Annotated in this window: 17 protein-coding genes; all 17 read left to right on the forward strand. The window is 64.0% G+C overall.

Annotation, left to right across the window (positions count from 1 at the left end):
- Position 1 precedes the first annotated feature (1 nt).
- A complete protein-coding gene (ftsL, locus tag AC1D0I_RS11320; RefSeq protein WP_095086918.1) occupies positions 2–397 on the forward strand; it encodes a cell division protein FtsL in 396 nt (131 codons plus the stop codon).
- The gene (locus AC1D0I_RS11325) at positions 394–2,103 is read left to right on the forward strand and encodes a peptidoglycan D,D-transpeptidase FtsI family protein (protein WP_095086920.1); all 1,710 of its coding nucleotides are present in this window, start codon (positions 394–396) and stop codon (positions 2,101–2,103) included. The genes ftsL and AC1D0I_RS11325 overlap by 4 nt, the downstream gene beginning before the upstream one ends.
- A 54-nt stretch (positions 2,104–2,157) precedes the next feature.
- Positions 2,158–3,606: a UDP-N-acetylmuramoyl-L-alanyl-D-glutamate--2,6-diaminopimelate ligase gene (locus tag AC1D0I_RS11330; RefSeq protein WP_477395116.1), complete on the forward strand. Its 1,449-nt coding sequence runs from the start codon at positions 2,158–2,160 to the stop codon at positions 3,604–3,606.
- On the forward strand, positions 3,603–5,033 hold the full coding sequence (locus tag AC1D0I_RS11335) for a UDP-N-acetylmuramoylalanyl-D-glutamyl-2,6-diaminopimelate--D-alanyl-D-alanine ligase (RefSeq protein ID WP_477395118.1): 1,431 nt from the start codon (positions 3,603–3,605) through the stop codon (positions 5,031–5,033). Before AC1D0I_RS11330 ends, AC1D0I_RS11335 begins: the two co-directional genes overlap by 4 nt.
- A gap of 19 nt (positions 5,034–5,052) precedes the next feature.
- On the forward strand, positions 5,053–6,135 hold the full coding sequence (gene mraY, locus AC1D0I_RS11340) for a phospho-N-acetylmuramoyl-pentapeptide-transferase (RefSeq protein WP_023765130.1): 1,083 nt from the start codon (positions 5,053–5,055) through the stop codon (positions 6,133–6,135).
- 8 nt (positions 6,136–6,143) lie between these two features.
- The gene (gene murD / locus AC1D0I_RS11345) at positions 6,144–7,544 is read left to right on the forward strand and encodes a UDP-N-acetylmuramoyl-L-alanine--D-glutamate ligase (RefSeq protein WP_477395120.1); all 1,401 of its coding nucleotides are present in this window, start codon (positions 6,144–6,146) and stop codon (positions 7,542–7,544) included.
- The gene (gene ftsW, locus AC1D0I_RS11350; RefSeq protein WP_095086935.1) at positions 7,544–8,695 is read left to right on the forward strand and encodes a putative lipid II flippase FtsW; all 1,152 of its coding nucleotides are present in this window, start codon (positions 7,544–7,546) and stop codon (positions 8,693–8,695) included. Before murD ends, ftsW begins: the two co-directional genes overlap by 1 nt.
- A 1-nt stretch (position 8,696) precedes the next feature.
- The gene (gene murG / locus AC1D0I_RS11355; RefSeq protein ID WP_477395122.1) at positions 8,697–9,824 is read left to right on the forward strand and encodes an undecaprenyldiphospho-muramoylpentapeptide beta-N-acetylglucosaminyltransferase; all 1,128 of its coding nucleotides are present in this window, start codon (positions 8,697–8,699) and stop codon (positions 9,822–9,824) included.
- Complete coding sequence (gene murC, locus AC1D0I_RS11360) at positions 9,821–11,227, forward strand: UDP-N-acetylmuramate--L-alanine ligase (RefSeq protein WP_457150337.1); 1,407 nt, start codon at positions 9,821–9,823, stop codon at positions 11,225–11,227. The genes murG and murC overlap by 4 nt, the downstream gene beginning before the upstream one ends.
- On the forward strand, positions 11,224–12,189 hold the full coding sequence (murB, locus tag AC1D0I_RS11365; protein ID WP_477395124.1) for a UDP-N-acetylmuramate dehydrogenase: 966 nt from the start codon (positions 11,224–11,226) through the stop codon (positions 12,187–12,189). The genes murC and murB overlap by 4 nt, the downstream gene beginning before the upstream one ends.
- Positions 12,190–12,490: 301 nt before the next feature.
- Positions 12,491–13,417 (forward strand): D-alanine--D-alanine ligase, encoded by a 927-nt coding sequence (locus AC1D0I_RS11370; protein WP_477395126.1) that lies wholly within the window; start codon positions 12,491–12,493, stop codon positions 13,415–13,417.
- On the forward strand, positions 13,405–14,346 hold the full coding sequence (locus tag AC1D0I_RS11375) for a cell division protein FtsQ/DivIB (RefSeq protein ID WP_477395128.1): 942 nt from the start codon (positions 13,405–13,407) through the stop codon (positions 14,344–14,346). Before AC1D0I_RS11370 ends, AC1D0I_RS11375 begins: the two co-directional genes overlap by 13 nt.
- Positions 14,343–15,650, forward strand: coding sequence for a cell division protein FtsA (gene ftsA, locus AC1D0I_RS11380; protein ID WP_184874914.1), 1,308 nt, complete (start codon positions 14,343–14,345; stop codon positions 15,648–15,650). The genes AC1D0I_RS11375 and ftsA overlap by 4 nt, the downstream gene beginning before the upstream one ends.
- A 66-nt stretch (positions 15,651–15,716) precedes the next feature.
- The gene (gene ftsZ / locus AC1D0I_RS11385; protein ID WP_477395130.1) at positions 15,717–17,387 is read left to right on the forward strand and encodes a cell division protein FtsZ; all 1,671 of its coding nucleotides are present in this window, start codon (positions 15,717–15,719) and stop codon (positions 17,385–17,387) included.
- A 280-nt stretch (positions 17,388–17,667) separates the two neighbouring features.
- Positions 17,668–18,618, forward strand: a complete 951-nt coding sequence (lpxC, locus tag AC1D0I_RS11390) for a UDP-3-O-acyl-N-acetylglucosamine deacetylase (RefSeq protein WP_477226994.1) — start codon at positions 17,668–17,670, stop codon at positions 18,616–18,618.
- A 260-nt stretch (positions 18,619–18,878) separates the two neighbouring features.
- The gene (locus AC1D0I_RS11395) at positions 18,879–19,751 is read left to right on the forward strand and encodes an outer membrane protein assembly factor BamD (RefSeq protein WP_095086961.1); all 873 of its coding nucleotides are present in this window, start codon (positions 18,879–18,881) and stop codon (positions 19,749–19,751) included.
- A gap of 202 nt (positions 19,752–19,953) precedes the next feature.
- On the forward strand, positions 19,954–21,379 hold a 1,426-nt coding region (locus AC1D0I_RS11400), incomplete at its 3' end, for a DNA repair protein RecN (protein ID WP_477395132.1).

The following is a 21,379-nucleotide window of genomic DNA, read 5'->3' on the forward strand; positions in this document are numbered from 1 at the left end:
CGTGTTTCGTACCAGCGACATCGTCCTGATCGCCGTCATGGTTTCGGCGGCGGCCCTTACCTACAAGACCAAGCGCGAGGCCGAGGAACAATTGGCAGCGGTGCAGAAGATCCATGAGCAGATCCGCTATGAGGAGGACACGATCGACCTGCTCAAGGCCGACTGGAGCCTGCTCACCCAGCCGTCGCGGCTGCAGAAGCTGGCCGACCTCTACAAGTCGCAGCTCGAACTCCAGCCGGTCAGCGCCCGCCAGATCGTCGGCATCGGCGACCTGCCGGCCAAAGCCTTGGACATTCAGGACATCCTCAAAGGACGCGAGGGCGGCATGGCCGACAATTCCGACAAGGCGTCCCCGGACGGCAAGGATCCCGTTGTGACCGGAGGCATCGCCCAATGATCGGCAAACTGCTGAAGCGCAGCACCAAGGCCGGTGAAGGCGGATCGATCGTGGTCGAGGGCGCCCGCAAGGCGACCGGCGGCAAGGGCAGGACGCGCATCGTGATGACGATGGCGGTGTTCTTCGGCATCTTCGCGACCATTTCCGGGCGGCTGGTCTATCTCGGCTTCCAGACCCCCGACATGTCGGGCGGCCCGCAGAGCCGGGTGACGGCATCGCGGCCCGACATTGTCGATCGCAACGGCGAAGTGCTGGCGACGGACATCAAGACGGCGTCGCTGTTCGCCGAACCGCGGCGCATCGTCGACGCCGACGAGGCGATCGAGAAGCTGTCGACGGTGCTGCCCGAGATCGACTACGAGCAGACCTACCACAAGCTCAAAAGCGGCGCCGGCTTCGTCTGGCTGCAGCGGCAGCTGACGCCCAAGCAGCAGTCCGACATCATGCAGCTCGGCATTCCCGGCTTCGGCTTCCGCACCGAAAAGCGCCGTTTCTATCCGAGCGGCGAGACCTCGTCCTACGTTGTCGGGCTCACCAACATCGACAACCAGGGCATCTCCGGTATGGAGAAATATGTCGACGAGCAGGGCTTGAGCGACTTGCAGGCATCGGGCCTGGCGGTGGCCAAGGATCTGAAGCCGGTGAGGCTTTCGATCGATCTGCGCGTCCAGCATGTGGTGCGCGACGAGATCGCCGCCGGCCTGGAACGCTATCGCGCCATGGGCGCTGGCGCCGTTGTGCTCAACGTCAAGACCGGCGAAGTGGTGGCAATGGCCTCGGTGCCGGATTTCGATCCGAACAATCCTTATAATGCACAGGAGAAGGACCGCCTGAATCGGATGTCGGCGGGGCTCTATGAGATGGGCTCGACCTTCAAGAGTTTCACCTCGGCCATGGCGCTCGATTCCGGCAAGGCGACGATGGCGAGCCGCTTCGACGCTTCGCATCCAATCCGGGTTGGCCATCAGGCCATTCACGATTTCCACGGCAAGAACCGTGTGCTGTCATTGCCGGAGGTGTTCCTCTATTCGTCCAACATCGGGTCGGCCAGGGAGGCCGAGATGGTCGGCATCGAGGGGCACCGCGAATTCCTGCATCGCCTTGGAATTTTGGACAAGATGCAGACCGAACTGCCGGAAGTCGCCCGCCCGACTGAACCGAAGATCTGGAAACAGGTCAATTCGTTCACCATCGCCTTCGGCCATGGCGTATCGACGACGCCGCTGCAAGCGGCTGTCGGCTGCGCGGCGCTGATGAATGGCGGCTATCTGATGAACCCTACCTTCCTGGTCCGCACGCAGGCAGAAGCCATGGCGATGGCCAAGAAAGTGGTCAGCGAAAAGACGGTCGATGGCATGCGCTATCTCTATACGCTCAACGCCGAGAAGGGCTCGGCCAGAAACGCCCGGGTCCCCGGCTACCGCGTTGGCGGCAAGACTGGAACGGCCGAGAAGGTCATCAATGGCCGCTACTCGAAGGAATTGAATTTCAATACCTTCGTTGCCGCCTTCCCGATGGACGATCCGCAATACCTCGTGTTCACGATTGCCGACGCCCCGCACCCGGAAAAGCCCGGCATGACGGACGTCGCGGCCGCGAATGCAGGGGTTATCGCCGGCAATATCATCAAGCGTTCAGCGGCCATGCTTGGCGTGAAGCCAGATTTCAGCCATGAAAATGGTGCAACGCTGGTTTCCTATCAGTGATTCTTAGGGCGCGCCGGCAACTGCGCGCTATTTTGTTGTGGTGAACGGGACTCGATGAAGCTCAGAGATCTAGCCGGTATCCTGCCAGTCGAAGGAACAGCTTCCGCCGATCTGGAGGTTACCGGGATTTCGTCGGATTCCCGCCAGGTAAAGCCCGGCGCCGTCTTCTTCGCGCTCGCCGGTACCAAGGCGGATGGCGCCACCTATGCCGCCGACGCTGCCCGGCGTGGCGCCGCCGCAATCGTCGCAGGCAGCGCCATCGCCGGGTTGCCGGTTCCAGTGCTGGCGGTCGATGATCCGCGCCTGGCGCTGGCGCTGAGCGCGGCCCGCTATTTCGGCAAGCAGCCTGAGACCATGGTCRCGGTGACCGGCACCAGCGGCAAGACGTCGGTCGCCGCCTTCACCAGGCAGATCTGGGAGCAGGCCGGCTATGCCGCCGCTTCGATCGGCACCACCGGCGTGGTGGCGCCAGGTCGCAACGACTATGGCTCGCTGACGACACCCGATCCGGTCGCCTTGCACCAGCTGCTCAAGGAATTGGCGGATGCCGGCGTCACCCACGCCTCGATGGAAGCCTCCAGCCACGGGCTCGACCAGCGCCGCCTCGACGGCGTCAAGCTGGCGGCGGGCGGCTTTACCAATCTCGGCCGCGACCACATGGACTATCATCCGACCGTCGAGGACTACCACCGCGCCAAATTGCGCCTGTTCGACACGTTGCTGCCGAAAGGCGCACCGGCCGTCATTTTCGCCGACGATCCGTGGTCGGCGCCGACGATCCAGGCGGCGCAGGCTGCCGGGCTCGACGTGCTGACGGTTGGCCGCCACGGCGATTTCCTCAAGCTGAAGCGGGTCGAGCACGAGCGCCATCGCCAGCGCGCCGAGGTCGAGGCCGGCGGCGTGCTCCACGAGGTCGACCTGCCGCTCGCCGGCGATTTTCAGATATCGAACGCGCTGGTTTCGGCGGGGCTTGCCATTTCCACTGGAACACCTGTCGCCAAAGCCTTGCTGGCATTGGAGAAACTGAAGGGCGCGCCGGGCCGGCTCGACCTTGTCGGCACCACCACCAACGGCGCGCCGGTCTATGTCGACTACGCTCACAAGCCCGATGCGCTGGAAAACGTGCTGGCCTCGGTGCGCCCGTTCACCACCGGTCGCGTCATCGTGGTGTTCGGCTGCGGTGGCGACCGCGACCGCGGCAAGCGGCCGATCATGGGCGAGATCGCGACGCGGCTCGCCGATGTCGTCATCGTCACCGACGACAATCCGCGCTCGGAAGTGCCGGAAACAATCCGCGCCGCTATTCTTGCCGCCGCGCCAGACGCCATCGAAATCGGTGACCGGCGCCAGGCGATCCACGAGGCGGTAGCCATGCTGCATGCCGGCGACACGCTGATCGTGGCCGGCAAGGGCCACGAGGAAGGCCAGACGATCGGCACCGAAACGCTGCATTTCTCAGATCATGAGGAAGTCCGCGCGGCGCTGCGGGAGCGTGCCGCATGAGCTTGCTGTGGACCTCCGAGGCGCTGGTTGCCGGCATGGACGGGCGGCCGCTCGGGCCGATGCCGGAAGGCATATCCGGTATTTCTATCGACAGCCGCAGCCTGCAACCGGGCGACGCCTTCTTCGCCATCAAGGGCGAGGTGATGGACGGTCATGACTTCGCCACTGCCGCCATCAAGGCCGGCGCCGGCGTGCTGGTGGTGGCGGAAGGCAAGCTGCCGTCGCTCGGTCGGCTGACGGCACCGATCATCGTCGTCGAAGACGTGCTGGTGGCACTTGAGAAGCTTGGTGTCGCTGCGCGCGCTCGTTCCGAGGCCAAGATCATCGCAGTGACCGGCTCGGCCGGCAAGACCACCACAAAGGAAGCGCTGCGCCACCTGCTGTCGGCGGTCGGCAAGGTGCATGCCTCGGCGCAGTCCTTCAACAATCACTGGGGGGTGCCGCTGACGCTGGCGCGGATGCCGGTCGATTGCGACTATGCCGTGTTCGAAATCGGCATGAACCATCCCGACGAAATCCGGCCACTGGTCAAATTGGTGAGGCCGCATGTCGCCATCGTCACCATGATCGCGGCGGCGCATCTTGGCTTCTTCCGCAATCTCGATGAGATCGCCAGGGCCAAGGCCGAGATATTCGAAGGCCTGGAGCCTGACGGCGCAGCCGTCCTCAATCGCGACGATGGGCGCTGGAAGCTTCTGGACAAGATGGCGCATGCCGCCGGAGTCGAGCACGTGTACGGCTTCGGCGAGAATGCGCGCTCGACCTTCAGGCTGGTCAAATGCGAGCTCCATGCCGACCATTCCGACATCACCGCCAGGATCGGCGGCCACGAGGTGACGGCCCGGGTCGGTGCGCCCGGCCGCCACATGGTGCAGAACGTGCTGGCGGTGCTGGGTGCGGCGCATCTGGTCGGCGCCGATCTCGACAGAGCGGCGCTGGCGCTGGCCGATCTTTCGGCCGAGCGCGGCCGTGGCAAGCGCCATGTGCTACGCCACCCCGGCGGGCCGATCACGCTGATCGACGAGAGTTACAACGCCAACCCGGCGTCCATGGGCGCCGCCATGGCGCTGCTCAATGCGACGCCGGTGACAGGCGAGGGCCGCCGCATCGCCGTGCTAGGCGATATGCTGGAACTCGGCGACCATTCGGCCAAGCTGCATGCCGCCCTTGCCGATCTCATCGTCGGCACCGGAACGCAGACAGTCTTTCTCGGCGGGCCGGAAATGCGGGCGCTGGCCGAGAGGCTGCCAGGCGAAATCAAGACGGAATACCGCGCCGGCGTCGAGGAACTGAAGCCGGTGCTGCTTGCCGCGCTGAAGCCGGGCGACGTGGTCATGATCAAATCGTCGAAGGGCATCGGTTTTGCAAAACTGGTCGATGCGCTGCTGGGCAAGTTCCCGGCTCAAACGACAAGCAAACAGACCTAGGTCGGGGGACGATAAGCGCATGTTCACACTGCTCGTCGATTTTGCGGACAAGATCTCGGTCTTCAATGTCTTCCGCTACATCACCTTCCGCACCGGCGGAGCGCTGATCACCTCGGCACTCATCGTCTTCATCTTCGGACCGACCATCATCAATTCGCTGCGGTTGCGGCAAGGCAAGGGCCAGCCGATCCGCGCCGACGGGCCGCAGACGCATTTCAAGAAGGCCGGTACCCCGACCATGGGTGGGCTGATGATCCTGTCGGGCATCATCGGGTCGTCGCTGCTATGGGCGAACCTGTCGAGCATCTATGTCTGGGTGGTGCTGCTGGTGACGCTGGGCTTCGGCTCGATCGGCTTCTATGACGACTATCTGAAGGTGACCAAACAGTCGCATCTCGGCTTTTCCGGCAAGGCACGGCTGGCGCTTGAATTCGTCATTGCCGGCATCGCCGCCTGGGTGATCATGCACAACGGCCAGGCGCCGTTCTCGTCGTCGCTGACATTCCCCTTCGCCAAGGAATTCATCATCAATCTTGGCTGGTTCTTCATCCCGTTCTCCTGCTTCGTCATCGTCGGCGCCGGTAATGCGGTGAACCTGACCGACGGCCTCGACGGGCTGGCGATTGTGCCCATCATGATCGCGGCGGCGTCCTTCGGCGTCATCGCCTATCTGTCCGGCAACGCCGTGTTCGCAGAATACTTGCAGATCCATTTCGTGCCCGGCACCGGCGAACTGGCGGTCGTGCTCGGCGCGGTCATCGGCGCCGGCCTCGGCTTCCTCTGGTTCAACGCGCCGCCGGCGGCGATCTTCATGGGCGACACCGGCTCGCTGGCCATGGGCGGCCTGATCGGCACGGTTGCAGTCGCCACCAAGCACGAGATCGTGCTGGTCATCGTCGGCGGATTGTTTGTCGTCGAAATCCTGTCGGTCATCATCCAGGTCGGCTACTTCAAGATGACCGGCAAGCGGGTGTTCCTGATGGCGCCGATCCACCATCATTTCGAAAAGCTCGGCTGGACCGAAAGCCAGGTGGTGATCCGATTCTGGATCATCGCCGTCATCCTGGCGCTGGTCGGCCTGTCCACCCTGAAGCTGAGATAGGAGGCCGCTTGATCCCCGCCGTATCCTTCGCAGGCAAGCGCGTTTCGCTCTTCGGGCTCGGTGGCTCGGGGATCGCGACGGCGCGCGCGCTGATCGCCGGCGGGGCGGACGTGTTGGCCTGGGACGACAACCCCGACAGCGTTGCCAAGGCGGCGGCGGACGGCATCGCAACCAGCGATTTGCGCGGCGCCGACTGGGCGAAGTTCTCGGCTTTCGTGCTGTCGCCGGGCGTGCCGCTGACGCATCCCAAGCCGCATTGGACGGTGGAACTGGCGCGTGGTGCCGGCGTCGAGATCATTGGCGACATCGAGCTTTTCTGCCGCGAACGGATGCTAGCCGCGCCGGCAGCGCCGTTCATCGCCATCACCGGCACCAACGGCAAGTCGACGACGACCGCATTGACCGCGCATATCCTCAAAGCGGCGGGACGCGACACCCAGATGGGCGGCAATATCGGCCGCGCGGTGATGACGCTCGATCCGCCCGAGCCCAATCGGCATTATGTCGTCGAATGCTCGTCGTACCAGATCGATCTCGCGCCCTCGATCAACCCGACGGCCGGCATCCTGCTCAATTTGACGCCGGACCATCTCGATCGGCACGGCACCATGCAGCACTACGCCTCGATCAAGGAACGGCTGGTGGCCGGCAGCGAGACTGCGATCATCGGCATCGACGATTCCTGGTGCGCTCAGATCGCCGAGCGGCTGGAGCGGGCGGGGCGGCATGTCATCCGTATTTCCAAGCGGCTGCCGCTGACCGACGGCTATTTCGCCGACGGCGGCAACCTGATGGAGGCGGTGAACGGCCGCTACAGCCGCGTCGCTTTCCTCGAAGGCATCGGCTCGCTGCGCGGCCAGCACAATGCGCAAAACGCGTTGGCGGCGGTCGCTGCTTGCCTCAAGGTCGGGCTGGACCTTGGCGAGATCCAATCCGGACTGGAAAGTTTTCCCGGCCTTGCGCACCGTATGGAGCAGGTCGGCCGCAAGGATCACGTTCTGTTCGTCAACGATTCCAAGGCGACCAATGCCGACGCGGCGGCACCGGCTTTGTCGAGCTTTCCGCGCATCTACTGGATCGCCGGCGGCCTGCCCAAGGAGGGCGGCATCGAGCCGCTGCGCGGCTTCTTCCCGCGCATCGCCAAGGCCTATCTGATCGGCGAGGCGGCGCCCGCCTTTTCGGCGACACTGGGCGAGGCCGTGCCCTACGAAATATCGGGTACGCTGGCCGCTGCGGTCGAACATGCCGCGCATGATGCGGCTCAAGACGATGCGAGCGAAGTGGTGGTGCTGTTGTCGCCGGCCTGCGCCAGTTTCGACCAGTTCAAGAATTTCGAAGTCCGCGGCGAAGCCTTCAGGCAAGCTGCGAATGCTATCGAGGGTGTGAAACCCATCGGAGGGGCACGATAATGCAGAGCCGTCTCGATAAAAGTCCGGTTGCGACCTGGTGGTGGACGATCGATCGCTGGTTCCTGGCGGCGTTCCTGTCGCTGATGGGGCTCGGCATCGTGCTGTCCTTCGCCGCCAGCCCGGCGGTGGCCGAACGCATCGGCCTCGACAGCTTCCACTTCGCCACCAGGCAGATCATCTTCACCGTGCCGGCGCTCGGCGTGATGCTGGCGGTGTCCTTTCTTGAATCCAGGCAGATCCGGCGCATGGCGCTGATCATGTTGTGCCTGATGCTGGTGCTGATGGTGGCGGTGCTCTACATCGGCGTCGAGGTGAAGGGCGCGCGCCGCTGGGTGTCGCTGGCCGGCCTGTCGATCCAGCCGTCGGAATTCCTCAAGCCCGCCTTCGTCATCATGTGCGCCTGGCTGTTTGCCGAGCACAAGCGCCAGCCCGACATCCCGGGCAATCTGTTTGCCATGCTGCTGCTGGCGCTGGTCGTCTCGCTGCTGGTGGCGCAGCCGGATCTCGGCCAAACGATGCTGGTGACCGGCACCTGGGGTGTGATGTTCTTCATGGCCGGGCTGCCATGGCTGTGGATCATCGCGCTAGGTGGTGCGGGCGTCGGTGGCGTATTTGCCGCCTATTCGGTGTTTCCGCACGTCGCCTTGCGAATCGACAAGTTCCTCACTGGCGAAGGCGACACGTTCCAGGTCGACATGGGCCGCGAGGCGCTGATCAATGGCGGCTGGTTCGGCGTCGGGCCGGGCGAGGGCACCGTCAAGCGGGTCATCCCGGACAGCCATGCCGACTTCGTCTTTTCGGTCGCCGGCGAGGAATTCGGGTTGATCATGTGCTTCTTCATCATGTCGATCTTCGCCTTCATCGTGCTGCGCGGCCTCAACACGGCGCTGAAGGAACATGACGACTTCACCCGCTATGCGGTCGGCGGGTTGGTTACGGTGTTCGGCCTGCAGGCCGTCATCAACATGTGCGTCAACCTGCAGCTGGTGCCGGCCAAGGGCATGACGCTGCCTTTCATCTCCTATGGCGGCTCCTCTCAGATCGCCATCGCCATCTCGATGGGCATGGTGCTGGCGCTGACGCGCAAGCGGCCCGAAAAGCGCAAGCAGATGGGCTTTGCCCTGCCGCAACGCGCCTTGCCGGCGGAGTGATATGGCGAGAGGCGTCATCCTTCTCGCGGCAGGTGGAACCGGCGGGCATCTGTTTCCGGCCGAGGCGCTGGCGCATGAGCTGAACGAGCGCGGCTGGACGGTGCATCTGGCCACCGACGACCGCGCCGAGCGGTTCGCGGCCCATTTCCCCGCGGCCGCTATCCATCCGATCCAGTCGGCGACAATGGGCTCGAAGAATCCCATCGCCCTGCTTGGTGCCTTCTGGAAAATCTGGCGCGGCGTGCGCCAGGCCTCCGCGGTCATCGCCAGGATCAAGCCGGATGCGGTGGTCGGCTTTGGCGGCTACCCGACCTTGCCGCCGCTCTATGCGGCGACACGGCGCAAGGTGCCGACGCTGATCCATGAGCAGAACGCAGTGATGGGGCGCGCCAACCGGGCGCTGGCCGGGCGTGTCGACGCCATCGCCGGCGGCTTCCTGCCACAGGACGCCAGTGCGGCCGGCGCCAAGACGGTGACGACAGGCAATCCGGTCCGGCCTCCCGTGCTGGAAGCGGCCAAGACGCCTTATGCGGCATCGACCGGGGAGCAGCCGTTCAGGCTGTTGGTGTTCGGTGGCAGCCAGGGTGCGCAGTTCTTTTCGGACGCAGTGCCGGCGGCCGTCGCGCTGCTTTCCGATGCGCAGCGCAAGCGGTTGATGATCACGCAGCAGGCGCGCGCCGATGACGTGGCGCGGGTGAAGGCGGCCTATGCCGCACTTGGCGTCGCCGCCGAAGTCTCGCCCTTCTTCACCGACATGGCGCAACGCATAGCGGCGGCGCATCTGGTGGTGTCGCGCTCCGGCGCCTCGACCGTTTCGGAAATCGCCGTCATCGGCCGGCCGGCACTGCTGGTGCCATATCCCTATGCGCTCGACCACGACCAGGCGGCGAACGCGGCGGCCCTTGCCGCCGCCGGCGGTGGCGAAGTGCATCCGCAATCCTCGCTTTCGCCCGAGCGCATCGCGGCCCTCATCGGCGGGCTGATGGACAGCCCCGAGCGGCTGGCGGCCATGGCGGCGGGAGCGAAATCGGCCGGCCGGCCCGACGCGGCACGGTTGCTCGCCGATCTCACAGAGGCTATTGCGTCCCAAAAAACCGTTTCGGACTTCAGGAAGGGGACGCACGCATGAAGATGCCGCAGACCATCGGCCTTGTGCATTTCATCGGTATTGGCGGCATCGGCATGAGCGGCATCGCCGAAGTGCTGCACAATCTCGGCTACAAGGTGCAGGGGTCCGACCAGGCCGACAGCGCCAATGTGCAGCGGCTGCGCGACAAGGGCATCGAATGCTTCGTCGGCCACCAGGCCGAAAATCTCGGCGATGCCGAGGTTGTCGTCGTCTCGACGGCGATCAAGAAAACAAACCCCGAACTGAAGGCCGCACGCGAGAAGCTGCTGCCGATCGTGCGCCGCGCCGAGATGCTGGCCGAGCTGATGCGTTTTCGCCAGGCGGTGGCGATTGGCGGCACGCATGGCAAGACGACGACGACCTCGATGGTGGCGACCTTGCTCGAAGCCGGTGGGCTCGATCCGACGGTCATCAATGGCGGCATCATCAATGCCTATGGCACCAATGCGCGCATGGGCGATGGCGAATGGATGGTGGTCGAGGCCGATGAGAGCGACGGCACCTTCCTCAAGCTGCCGGCCGAGATTGCCGTCGTCACCAACATCGATCCCGAGCATCTCGACCACTATGGCAGCTTCGACAAGGTGCGCGAGGCGTTCCGCCAGTTCGTCGAGAACGTGCCATTCTACGGCTTCGGCGTGATGTGCACCGATCACCCGGAAGTGCAGGCCCTGGTCGGCCGCATCGAGGACCGCCGCGTCATCACCTATGGCGAGAACGCGCAGGCCGATGTGCGCTTCACCAACCACCGCATGGCGGGTGCCATTTCGGAATTCGACGTGGTGATCCGCAACCGCAAGAGCGGTGGCCAGACGACGATCGCCGGCCTGCGCCTACCGATGCCCGGTCGCCACAACGTCTCCAACGCGACGGCGGCGATCGCTGTCGCGCATGAACTTGGCCTGTCCGCCGAGGCGATCAAGAAGGGCCTGTCGTCCTTCGCCGGCGTCAAACGCCGCTTCACCCATACCGGTTCATGGAACGGCGTCGATGTGTTCGACGATTACGGCCATCATCCGGTCGAGATCTCGGCTGTGCTGAAGGCGGCGCGCAGCGCCACTAAGGGCCGCGTCATCGCCATTGCCCAGCCGCATCGCTTCACCCGGCTGCACGACCTGTTCAACGAGTTTTCCACCTGTTTCAACGACGCCGACACGGTGATGGTGGCGCCGGTCTACGCGGCCGGTGAAGAACCGATCGAAGGCGTGACCTCGGATGCGCTGGTGTCGCGCATCCGCGCCGGCGGCCATCGCGACGCACGCTACATCGAAGGTCCGGCAGCAATCGCGCCGATCATCCGCGATCTGGCCAAGCCCGGCGACTTCGTCGTCTTCCTCGGCGCCGGAAACATCACCCAATGGGCTTATGCGTTGCCCAAGGAGCTTGGCGGGACGGTCTCATGATGTATGGCCAGGCCCTGATCGACAGACTTGGCGACCGGCTTGCCGGCCTGCGTGGCCGCCTCACGCCGAATGCCGAGATGGACAAGATCACCTGGTTTCGCGCCGGGGGGCTGGCCGAAGTGCTGTTCCAGCCGGCCGACGAGGAGGACCTGGCCGCCTTCCTCAAAGCCGTTCCCGAGGAAATACCGCTGACCGTCGTCGGCGTCGGCTCGAACCTTCTGGTTCGTGACGGCGGCATTCCGGGTTTTGTCATCCGGCTTTCGGCTAAAGGGTTTGGTGAGGCGGAAATTGTTTCGCCGACCACGATCAAGGCGGGCGCGGCCACGCCCGACAAGCGCGTTGCCGCTGTGGCGCTCGAAGCCGGCATTGGCGGCTTTCATTTCTATCACGGCATTCCGGGCGCCATCGGCGGCGCGCTGCGGATGAACGCCGGCGCCAACAGCGTCGAGACGTGCGAACGCGTCGTCGAGGTGCGTGCGCTCGACCGCAAGGGCAATGTGCAAACGCTTAGTAATGCCGACATGGGCTACGCCTACCGCCATTCGGCGGCACCTTCCGGGCTGATCTTCACCTCGGCTTTGTTCGAGGGGTTTGCCGAGGACAAGACCGCGATCAAGGCGGCGATGGACGCGGTGCAGAACCATCGCGAGACCGTGCAGCCGATCCGCGAAAAGACCGGCGGCTCGACCTTCAAGAATCCCGAAGGCACGTCAGCCTGGAAGGAGATCGACAAGGCGGGCTGCCGCGGCCTGATGATCGGCGGTGCGCAGATGTCGCCGCTGCATTGCAACTTCATGATCAACACAGGAACCGCGACCGGCTACGACCTCGAATATCTCGGCGAGACGGTGCGAACGCGGGTGCTGGAAAATTCGGGCATCCGGCTGCAATGGGAAATCAAGCGCATCGGCAATTTCCGGCCGGGGCATGCCGTGCAGGAGTTTCTCGGGCAACTTCTATAGCGGGTGTTGAAGTTCACGTGATGCATGAACTTCAATGGGGCCGAAAATGGCTCGCGACCGTTGCCGCAAAGACTCAACGGCGCGGTTTTCGTATCCATTTTCTCAGAAAGTGAATCTCTCGGAATCGTAAGTACTTGCCAGTGAATCAACTCTCTGATTCTCTGCTCCAAAGCGTTTCCTGATTTGAGTCGTTCGACGCGTTCAGCGTTTTCCGTCTGGGGGGGCAACCTGCCGGGAGACTCGGACTCAATGTTGCGGAAATCTTGGTTTTTGGTCCGCGGTGAGAGGGGATGACGGGGGAATGAAAAGCAAGCATGTGGCCGTCCTGCTGGGAGGTTTCTCGTCCGAGCGGCCCGTGTCCCTGTCCTCGGGAAAGGCTTGTGCCGATGAGCTCGAGAAGGAAGGCTACCAGGTCACGCGCGTCGATGTCGGGCGCGATGTCGGCTCGGTGCTTGCCGAACTCCGGCCGGATGTCGCGTTCAATGCGCTGCATGGTCCGTTTGGCGAGGATGGTACCATCCAAGGTATCCTCGAATATCTCGGTGTCCCCTATACGCATTCCGGCGTGCTCGCGTCGGCGCTGGCCATGAACAAGGAGCAGGCCAAGCGGGTTGCCAAATCGGTCGGTGTCCCTGTCGCCGAATCGAAGGTCGCCAGCCGCTTCGCCATCCAGAACAAGCACCCGATGAAGCCGCCCTATGTGGTCAAGCCCGTCAATGAGGGGTCAAGCTTCGGCGTCGTCATCGTGCATGAGGGGCAGTCGCATCCGCCGCAGGTCATAGGCTCGTCCGAATGGAGGTATGGCGATACCGTCATGGTCGAACGCTACATCCATGGCCGCGAGCTGACCTGCGCCGTAATGGGCGATGTCGCTCTGGGGGTCTGCGAGATCATCCCGACCGGCCATTCCTTCTACGACTATGATTCAAAATATGTCGCGGGGGGATCAAAGCACGAATGCCCCGCAAAAGTTTCACCGAATATTTACCAAAAAATACAAACACTGGCGCTCAAGGCTCATCAAGCGATCGGCTGTCGGGGCGTTTCCCGGTCGGACTTCCGTTATGACGATCGGCATTCCGAAAACGGCGAGGTTGTCTGGCTCGAGGTCAACACCCAGCCGGGTATGACGCCGACGTCCTTGGTGCCTGAAATCGCCGCCCAGGCCGGGCATTCGTTTGGCGATTTGTTGAGTTGGATGGTGGAGGACGCTTCGTGTCTGCGTTGAAATGGGGACAAGGCAAGGGGAAGGGCGCGGCCGGGCCGGCGCTGTTCGGCCTGCCGTTGTCATCAGGCCATTTCGTGCTGCCGCGTGTGCTTCGCCGCCCGGTGCGCGTTCTTGCGCGACTGGGCGTGGGTGAATTCCAGGCGCCGCGCTTCTCCGCGGCCATGATGTCTGCCGTGCTGCTTGTCTCGAGCAGTGCCTATGGCGCCTATCTCGGCGGCCATGTCGACGGCATCGTGCAAAGCATCACTGCCCGGACCGGCTTTGCCGTCGATCAGGTCAAGGTGGTCGGCAATCGCCAGACCTCCGAGATCGACATTCTCGACAGGCTCGAGCTCGACGGCTGGACCTCGCTGATCGGTTTCGATGCCGAGGCCGCGCGGGAGCGCATTGCTACCTTGCCCTGGATCGAGGTCGCCGCGGTGCGCAAGGTCTATCCGCACACGCTGGAAGTGCGCGTCGAAGAGCGCGAGCCCTTCGCGCTCTGGCAGCAGGGCGATGAGCTCTCTGTTATCGAGAAGAATGGCGCCGTGATTGCGCCGTTCTCCGGCGGCAAGCAGGTGCTTCTGCCTTTGCTGATCGGCGTCGGTGCGCCGGCCAAGGCGCCGGACTTCCTGGTCAAGGTCGAAAAATATCCTGAACTCGCGAGCCGAATCAAAGGCTATGTCCGCGTTGGCGAGCGGCGCTGGGACCTCAAGCTGGACAACGGCATCACCGTCAAGCTTCCCGAGGATGGCGAGGATCAGGCGATCGCCGAACTCGTCAAGATGGACCAGGACAAGGGGCTGTTGTCGCGCGATATCGCCGCCGTCGACATGCGCCTGACGGACAGGCTGGTCGTGCAGTTGACGCCCGAGGCGGCGACGCAGCGCGAAGCCGCCCTCAACGAAAAACCCAAAAGCCTGAAGCGCAAGCCGGAGACGAAAATATGAGCTGGCTTGGCGGTCATGGCGACGCCGCGTCGCGCCGGTCCGGCACCCTGACGGTGCTGGATGTCGGTTCGAGCAAGGTCTGCTGCATGGTGGCCAAGCTGAAGCCGAGCGAAGACGGCAAGCTGTTGCGCGGCCGCTCGCACCGGATCCAGGTGATCGGCATCGGCCATCAGAAGTCGCAAGGCGTGAAGTCGGGAGTCGTCGTCGACCTCGATCGCGCCGAGCATGCCATTCGTCTTTCCGTCGATGCGGCCGAGCGCATGGCTGGGCTGACGGTCGATTCGCTGATCGTCAACATGACCGCCGGCCGGCTGAAGAGCGAAGCCTTCTCGGCCACCATCAACCTTGGCGGCCACGAGGCCGACGAGGCCGATATCAAGCGCGTTCTCGGCGCCGGCGCCAAGCAGGCACTGAAGGCCGAGCGTGAGGTGATCCATTCGCTCCCTGTCGGCTTTTCGCTCGATGCCGAGCGCGGCGTGCGCGATCCGCGCGGCATGGTCGGCGACGCACTTGGCGTCGACATGCATGTCTTGACCGGCGACGCCGCGCCGATGCGCAACCTGGAGCTTTCCATCAACCGGTCGCACCTGTCGGTCGAGCGTATGGTGGCGACGCCCTATGCCAGCGGGCTGGCCGCCCTGGTCGACGACGAGCTGGAAATGGGGGCCGCCTGCATCGACATGGGCGGCGGCACGACGACGATATCGGTGTTTTCGGAAGGCAAGTTCGTTCATGGCGACGCCATCGCCATCGGCGGCAACCATGTCACGCTGGACATGGCCAAGGGCCTGTCGACCTCGCTCGACGCCGCCGAGCGGCTGAAGGTGATGCATGGCTCGGCATTGCCGGGCAGCGCCGACGACCGCGACCTGGTCTCGATCCAGCCGATCGGCGACGACGGCGACGTGCCGTTGCAGATCCCGCGCTCGGTGATGACGCGCATCGTGCGCGCCCGCATCGACGAGACGCTCGAACTGCTGCGCGACCGGCTGAACAAGTCCGGCTACGGCAATGCAGTGGGCAAGCGCGTTGTCTTGACCGGCGGCGCCAGCCAGCTTGCCGGCCTGCCGGAGGCGGCGCGCCGGATCCTCGGACGCAATGTGCGCATCGGCCGCCCGCTCGGTGTGGCCGGCCTGCCGGAAGCGGCAAAGGGACCGGCCTTCTCGGCTGCGGTGGGGCTTCTGATCTATCCGCAGATGGCGAGCTTCGAGAGCCATCCGGCGAAAGGAATTTCCGGTCTCAGAATGACTGGAACGGGTGGAAAACTGCATCGCATGAGTCAGTGGTTGAGAGACAGTTTCTAATTGACGGGGACAGCCCCATAGGCGGCCGCGGCGGCGAAGCGGCGTGAAAGGCAAAGGACGGAGACAATGACGATCAATCTGCAGAAGCCGGACATCACCGAGCTTAAGCCGCGGATCACCGTGTTCGGTGTCGGCGGCGGCGGCGGCAATGCCGTCAACAACATGATCACCGCCGGTCTGCGCGGTGTCGAGTTCGTGGTGGCCAACACCGACGCTCAGGCGCTGACCATGTCGAAGGCCGATCGGCTGATCCAGCTCGGCGCGCATGTCACCGAAGGCCTTGGCGCCGGATCGCAGCCGGAAGTCGGCCGCGCGGCGGCGGAGGAATGCATCGACGAGATCATCGATCATCTGTCCAACACCCATATGTGCTTCGTCACCGCGGGCATGGGCGGCGGCACCGGCACGGGTGCGGCTCCAGTCGTGGCGCGTGCCGCACGCGAAAAGGGCATCCTCACCGTCGGCGTCGTCACCAAGCCGTTCCATTTCGAAGGCCAGCGCCGCATGAAGACCGCGGATTTTGGCATCGAAGAGCTGCAGAAATGCGTCGATACGCTGATCGTCATCCCCAACCAGAACCTGTTCCGGCTGGCCAACGACAAGACGACCTTCGCCGACGCCTTCGCCATGGCCGACCAGGTGCTCTATTCCGGTGTTGCCTGCATCACCGACCTGATGGTCAAGGAAGGCCTGATCAACCTCGACTTCGCCGACGTGCGTTCGGTCATGCGCGAGATGGGCAAGGCTATGATGGGCACCGGCGAGGCTTCGGGCGAGGGCCGTGCGATGGCCGCAGCCGAGGCTGCCATTGCCAACCCGCTGCTCGACGAGACCTCGATGAAGGGCGCCAAGGGCCTGCTGATCTCGATCACCGGCGGCCGCGACCTGACCCTGTTCGAGGTCGACGAAGCGGCGACCCGCATCCGCGAGGAAGTCGACCAGGATGCCAACATCATCCTCGGTGCCACCTTCGACGAAGAACTCGAAGGCGTCATCCGTGTCTCGGTGGTTGCCACCGGCATCGACAAGTCGGCGGCGGAAATCGCCGCAGCGCCGATCTCGATCCGCACCGCTCCGCAGAAGCCGGTCAGCCGCCCGGCCGTTGCCGCTGTGGAAAGCCGCCCCGCGCCGGTCCAGCAGGCAGCTCACGAACCGCGCGCCGTCGACCCGGTCGCCGAAGCCATCCAGTTGGCGGAAGCAAATGCAGCCGCTATGGCGCAGGCTCGTCCGGCTCCCGTTGCCCATGCGGAGGATTTCCGCCCGCAGAGCAAGATCTTCCAGGCACCGCCAGCACAGCCGATGCCGCAGCCCGTGGCACAGCCGGCCCCGCAGCCGCGCGAAATGCTGCGTGAAGCGCCTCAACCGGTTGCGATGGCGCCGCAGCGGATGCCGCGCGTCGAGGACTTTCCGCCGGTCGTCAAGGCCGAGGTGGATGCCAAGAACCGCCCGGCCGACCACGAGAACAGCAGCGGACCGATGGGCCTGCTGAAGCGCCTGACCAACGGCCTGACCCGTCGCGAGGAAGAGCCTGCACGGCTGCAGCCGGCGCAGCCGCGCGAACCCAAGCTGCGCCAGGCAGCGCCTGAGGTGCGCCGTCTTGCCAGCCAGGATGCGCAGCTCTACGCACCGCGCCGCGGTCAGCTCGACGAGCAGGGCCGCCTGACGCCGCAGGTGAGGGCGACTCAGGACGATGATCAGCTGGAGATTCCGGCGTTCCTGCGCCGCCAGGCCAACTGATCGGTAAGCGGGCTTTAAGAATTGTTAACAGGCAAGCAAGAGATTGCTTGCCTGTTAACGTTTAAAATCATGAGATTTCAATGGCTTATCAAGCTCAACTGGATCCGGCTCGCGGTTACAAAGAGTAAGAAACCGTGATTTGGAGTCTCCCACCCGCGACATTATCTTCCGGCCACCATAGTCGGTTTGTCAGGATTTCGGGGGAAGTCGCCCTGCCTGCCGATTTCAACAAGAGCCGCGCCCTCGGGCTGGAGAAGCGGACCTTAGGCATTACGGGCTTATGGGGATTGTCTTGCACGACTATCAGACGACAGTGAAGACGCGCGCGTCGCTTACCGGCACCGGCGTCCACAGCGGCAAGGAAGTTTCCATCAGCTTCGTGCCGGCAGATGCCGATACCGGCATCGTGTTCCAGCTTTTCAACGGCGCAGTGCAGGGCCGCGAGGTTCGCGCCCTGGTTTCCGAAGTCGGCGCCACAGACCTGTGCACCATGCTTGGTGATCCCGCTGGCGAGCACATCGCCACGGTAGAGCACATCATGGCGGCGCTGTTCGGGCTCGGCATCGACAATGTCGCCATCGAGATCGACGGGTCCGAGGTTCCCATCTTCGACGGCAGCGCCATGGCGTTCGTCGAAGCCATCGACCAGGCCGGCGTCGAGACGCTGTCGGTCAAGCGCCGTTATATCAGGGTCATCAAGCCGGTTCGCATCGAGAACGGCGCCTCGTGGGCGGAGTTCAAGCCTTACGACGGCACCCGTTTCGAGATCGAGATCGACTTCGAAAGCCCGGCAATCGGCCGGCAGTTGTTCGCGTCCGACCTCAACGCCGATATTTTCCGCCGCGACCTCGCGCGCGCCCGCACCTTCGGCTTCATGAAGGATGTCGAGCGGCTGTGGGCCGCCGGCTATGCGCTCGGCTCCTCGCTGGAGAATTCGCTGGTGATCGGTGACGACAACCGCGTCATCAACATGGGCGGCCTGCGCTATCCCAACGAATTCGTCCGCCACAAGACGCTTGACGCCATGGGCGACCTGGCGCTGGCCGGCGCCCGTTTCATCGGCTGCTTCCGCTCCTATCGCGGCGGCCACAGGATGAACGCCGCCGCGCTGCGCCGCCTGCTGTCGGATCGCACGGCATTCGAGATCGTCGAGACGACACGGCGCGAGCGCGGCCGCAGCGCCGAGATGAATGCCGTCAATGCGCCGCTCTACGCGCCTTGGATGATCTGATTTACTTAACTTTTTTCGGATCCTGGCAGATAGAGGTGTTGCACGAATGCAACACCTGTTGGTGAAATTGCACTGATTTTCAAGCAGCGTCCGGCTGCCACAAAAATGTGCGATTGGCCGGCGATAGCGTTGCCGGGCAAGGCGGTTATGGTTTATGGCTGCTGCCGTCGATTAGGGCATGTCGCTCAAAAGTGGGGATCAAGTTTGGGACCACGGCATGCAACACGCATTGAAATAACGCCGAAAGGGCGGATCCAATCATGTTCTTCAAGCGAGTTGGTCAATCGAAAGCGCCGCAGCGGGCTGTTTTCCTGGCGCTTTCGGTGGTTGTTCCATCGCTCTTCCTGTCGGCCTGCATGTCGTCGGAGAAAGATATCGACCTGTCGACCTATGTCGACCAGACCGAGCCGGCCGATGTTCTCTACAATCAAGGTCTTGCCAATCTGAATGCCGGGCGCCTGCAAGAGGCGAGCCGCAAATTCGATGCCGTCGACCGCCAGCATCCTTATTCGGAATTCGCCCGCAAATCGATGGTGATGGGCGCTTTCGCCGACTATCGCCAGGGCAACTACGACGAGGCGATCGGCTCGGCCAAACGCTACCTCACGCTCTATCCTTCGACTGATGACGCCGCCTACGCGCAGTACATCATCGGCTTGAGCTACTACCGCCAGATCAAGGACGTGACGCAAGACCAGAAGGAAGCGCGCCAGACCCTTCAGACGATGCAGGACCTGGTGACGCGCTGGCCGACATCGGAATATGTCGATGACGCCAAGGAAAAGATGCGCTTCGCCAACGACCAGCTGGCCGGCAAGGAAATGCAGATCGGCCGCTACTATCTCGAGCGCCGCGAATACATCGCCGCCGTCAAGCGCTTCCGCACCGTGGTGGAGAACTATTCCAACACACGGCATGTCGAGGAGGCGCTCGCCCGCCTGACCGAAAGCTACTACGCGATGGGGCTGACCTCGGAGGCACAGACCGCCGCTGCGGTGCTCGGCACCAACTACCCCGACAGTTCGTGGTACAAGGATTCCTACAAGCTGCTGCAGAGCAACGGGCTTGCGCCGCGCGAAAATGCCGGCTCGTGGATATCCAAGGCCGGGAAGATGATCACCGGCGGCGCCTGACCCCGGAGCATTGGACCGAAGCGTACGCAACGCTTTTTCGGATTGATCCGGTGCCCAAACAAAAAGATAGTGCGGCGCTGCGACTCCAGATGGTCGCGTGCAACTCTAAAGCGCATCGCGCTTTAGGTCTTTTGTCTTTGTGCATGTCGTTATCCCAAAACCGGGTCCACTTTTGGGCGACATGCAATAGGTCCGGGTTCTGATGCTTTCCAGACTGTCGATCCGCGATATCGTCCTGATCGAGAAGCTGGATATCGACTTCCAGCCGGGTCTTTCCGTGCTGACCGGCGAAACCGGCGCCGGCAAATCCATCCTGCTCGATGCCCTGTCGCTGGCGCTCGGCGCGCGCGGCGACGCGTCGCTTGTGCGCCATGGCGCGGCGCAGGGCCAGGTGATCGCCGTCTTCGACGTGCCGCGCAACCATCCAGCCCGCACACTGCTTGCCGAGAACGCCATCGACGATGACGGCGACATCATCCTGCGCCGCCTCCAGACGGCGGATGGCCGCACCCGCGTCTTCGTCAACGACCAGCCTTCGAGCGTCACGCTGATGCGCGATGTCGGCCGCGCGCTGGTCGAGATCCACGGCCAGCACGACGAACGCGCTCTGGTCGATCCCGGCGCACACCGCGATGTGCTTGACGCTTTCGGCGGCCATCTCGGCGCTGTCCGCTCGACCGGCGAGGCGTGGCGGCACTGGCGCGCCTGCGAGCAGGAGCTGTCGCGTCACAGCGCCAAGGTGGCGGCGGCCGCGCGCGAGGCCGACTATCTGCGTGCGGCGGTGGCGGAACTGACGAAGCTCGATCCGCAGCCGGGCGAGGAGACCGATCTCGCTGAGCTGCGCGCATCCATGATGCGGGCGGAGAAGATCGCTTCCGAAATCCATGACGCGCAAGATGTGCTGTCCGGTCCGTCCTCGCCCTTGCCGCAACTGGCGAGCCTGCTCAGGCGGCTGCAGCGCAAGGTGACGGAAGCGCCGGGCCTGCTCGACGACGTGGTCAAGTCGCTCGACGAGGCAATGCTGTCGCTCGACGCCGCGCAATCGGGCGTCGAGGCCGCACTGCGCGCCACCGAATATGATCCACAGCGGCTGGAGAAGGCGGAGGAGCGGTTGTTTTCGCTGCGCGCCGCTTCGCGCAAGCACACTGTCGCCGTCGACGACCTGGCGCAATTGCGCGACACGATGTCGGCCGATCTCGCCGATCTCGATGCCGGCGAGGAACGCTTGCACGGGCTGGAAAAGCAGGCTGCCGCGGCGCGCGAGACCTATGACATAGCCGCCGCACAGCTGTCCTCGCTGCGTCATGCGGCAGCAGTCGGCCTGACCAAGGCGGTCATGGCCGAGTTGCCGGCTCTAAAGCTCGAACGCGCCGCCTTCATCGTCGAGATGAAGAGCGAGGCCGAGGGCCGCATGGAAGAAGGCATCGACCAGATCGAATTCTGGGTGCGCACCAATCCAGGCACACGGCCCGGGCCGATGATGAAGGTCGCTTCCGGCGGTGAGCTGTCGCGCTTCCTGTTGGCGCTGAAGGTGGCGCTGGCCGACCGTGGCTCGGCGCCGACGCTGGTTTTCGATGAAATCGACACCGGCGTGGGCGGCGCGGTCGCCGACGCCATCGGCCAGCGGC

This window comes from Mesorhizobium sp. P2_D1 (assembly GCF_056404455.1).

Coding starts and splice junctions, on each gene's coding strand:
- AC1D0I_RS11325 (WP_095086920.1), top strand. CDS start 394: ATGATCGGCAAACTGCTGAAGCGCAGCACCAAGGCCGGTGAAGGCGGA.
- AC1D0I_RS11335 (WP_477395118.1), top strand. CDS start 3,603: ATGAGCTTGCTGTGGACCTCCGAGGCGCTGGTTGCCGGCATGGACGGG.
- mraY (WP_023765130.1), top strand. CDS start 5,053: ATGTTCACACTGCTCGTCGATTTTGCGGACAAGATCTCGGTCTTCAAT.
- ftsW (WP_095086935.1), top strand. CDS start 7,544: ATGCAGAGCCGTCTCGATAAAAGTCCGGTTGCGACCTGGTGGTGGACG.
- murG (WP_477395122.1), top strand. CDS start 8,697: ATGGCGAGAGGCGTCATCCTTCTCGCGGCAGGTGGAACCGGCGGGCAT.
- murC (WP_457150337.1), top strand. CDS start 9,821: ATGAAGATGCCGCAGACCATCGGCCTTGTGCATTTCATCGGTATTGGC.
- murB (WP_477395124.1), top strand. CDS start 11,224: ATGATGTATGGCCAGGCCCTGATCGACAGACTTGGCGACCGGCTTGCC.
- AC1D0I_RS11370 (WP_477395126.1), top strand. CDS start 12,491: ATGAAAAGCAAGCATGTGGCCGTCCTGCTGGGAGGTTTCTCGTCCGAG.
- ftsA (WP_184874914.1), top strand. CDS start 14,343: ATGAGCTGGCTTGGCGGTCATGGCGACGCCGCGTCGCGCCGGTCCGGC.
- ftsZ (WP_477395130.1), top strand. CDS start 15,717: ATGACGATCAATCTGCAGAAGCCGGACATCACCGAGCTTAAGCCGCGG.
- lpxC (WP_477226994.1), top strand. CDS start 17,668: ATGGGGATTGTCTTGCACGACTATCAGACGACAGTGAAGACGCGCGCG.
- AC1D0I_RS11395 (WP_095086961.1), top strand. CDS start 18,879: ATGTTCTTCAAGCGAGTTGGTCAATCGAAAGCGCCGCAGCGGGCTGTT.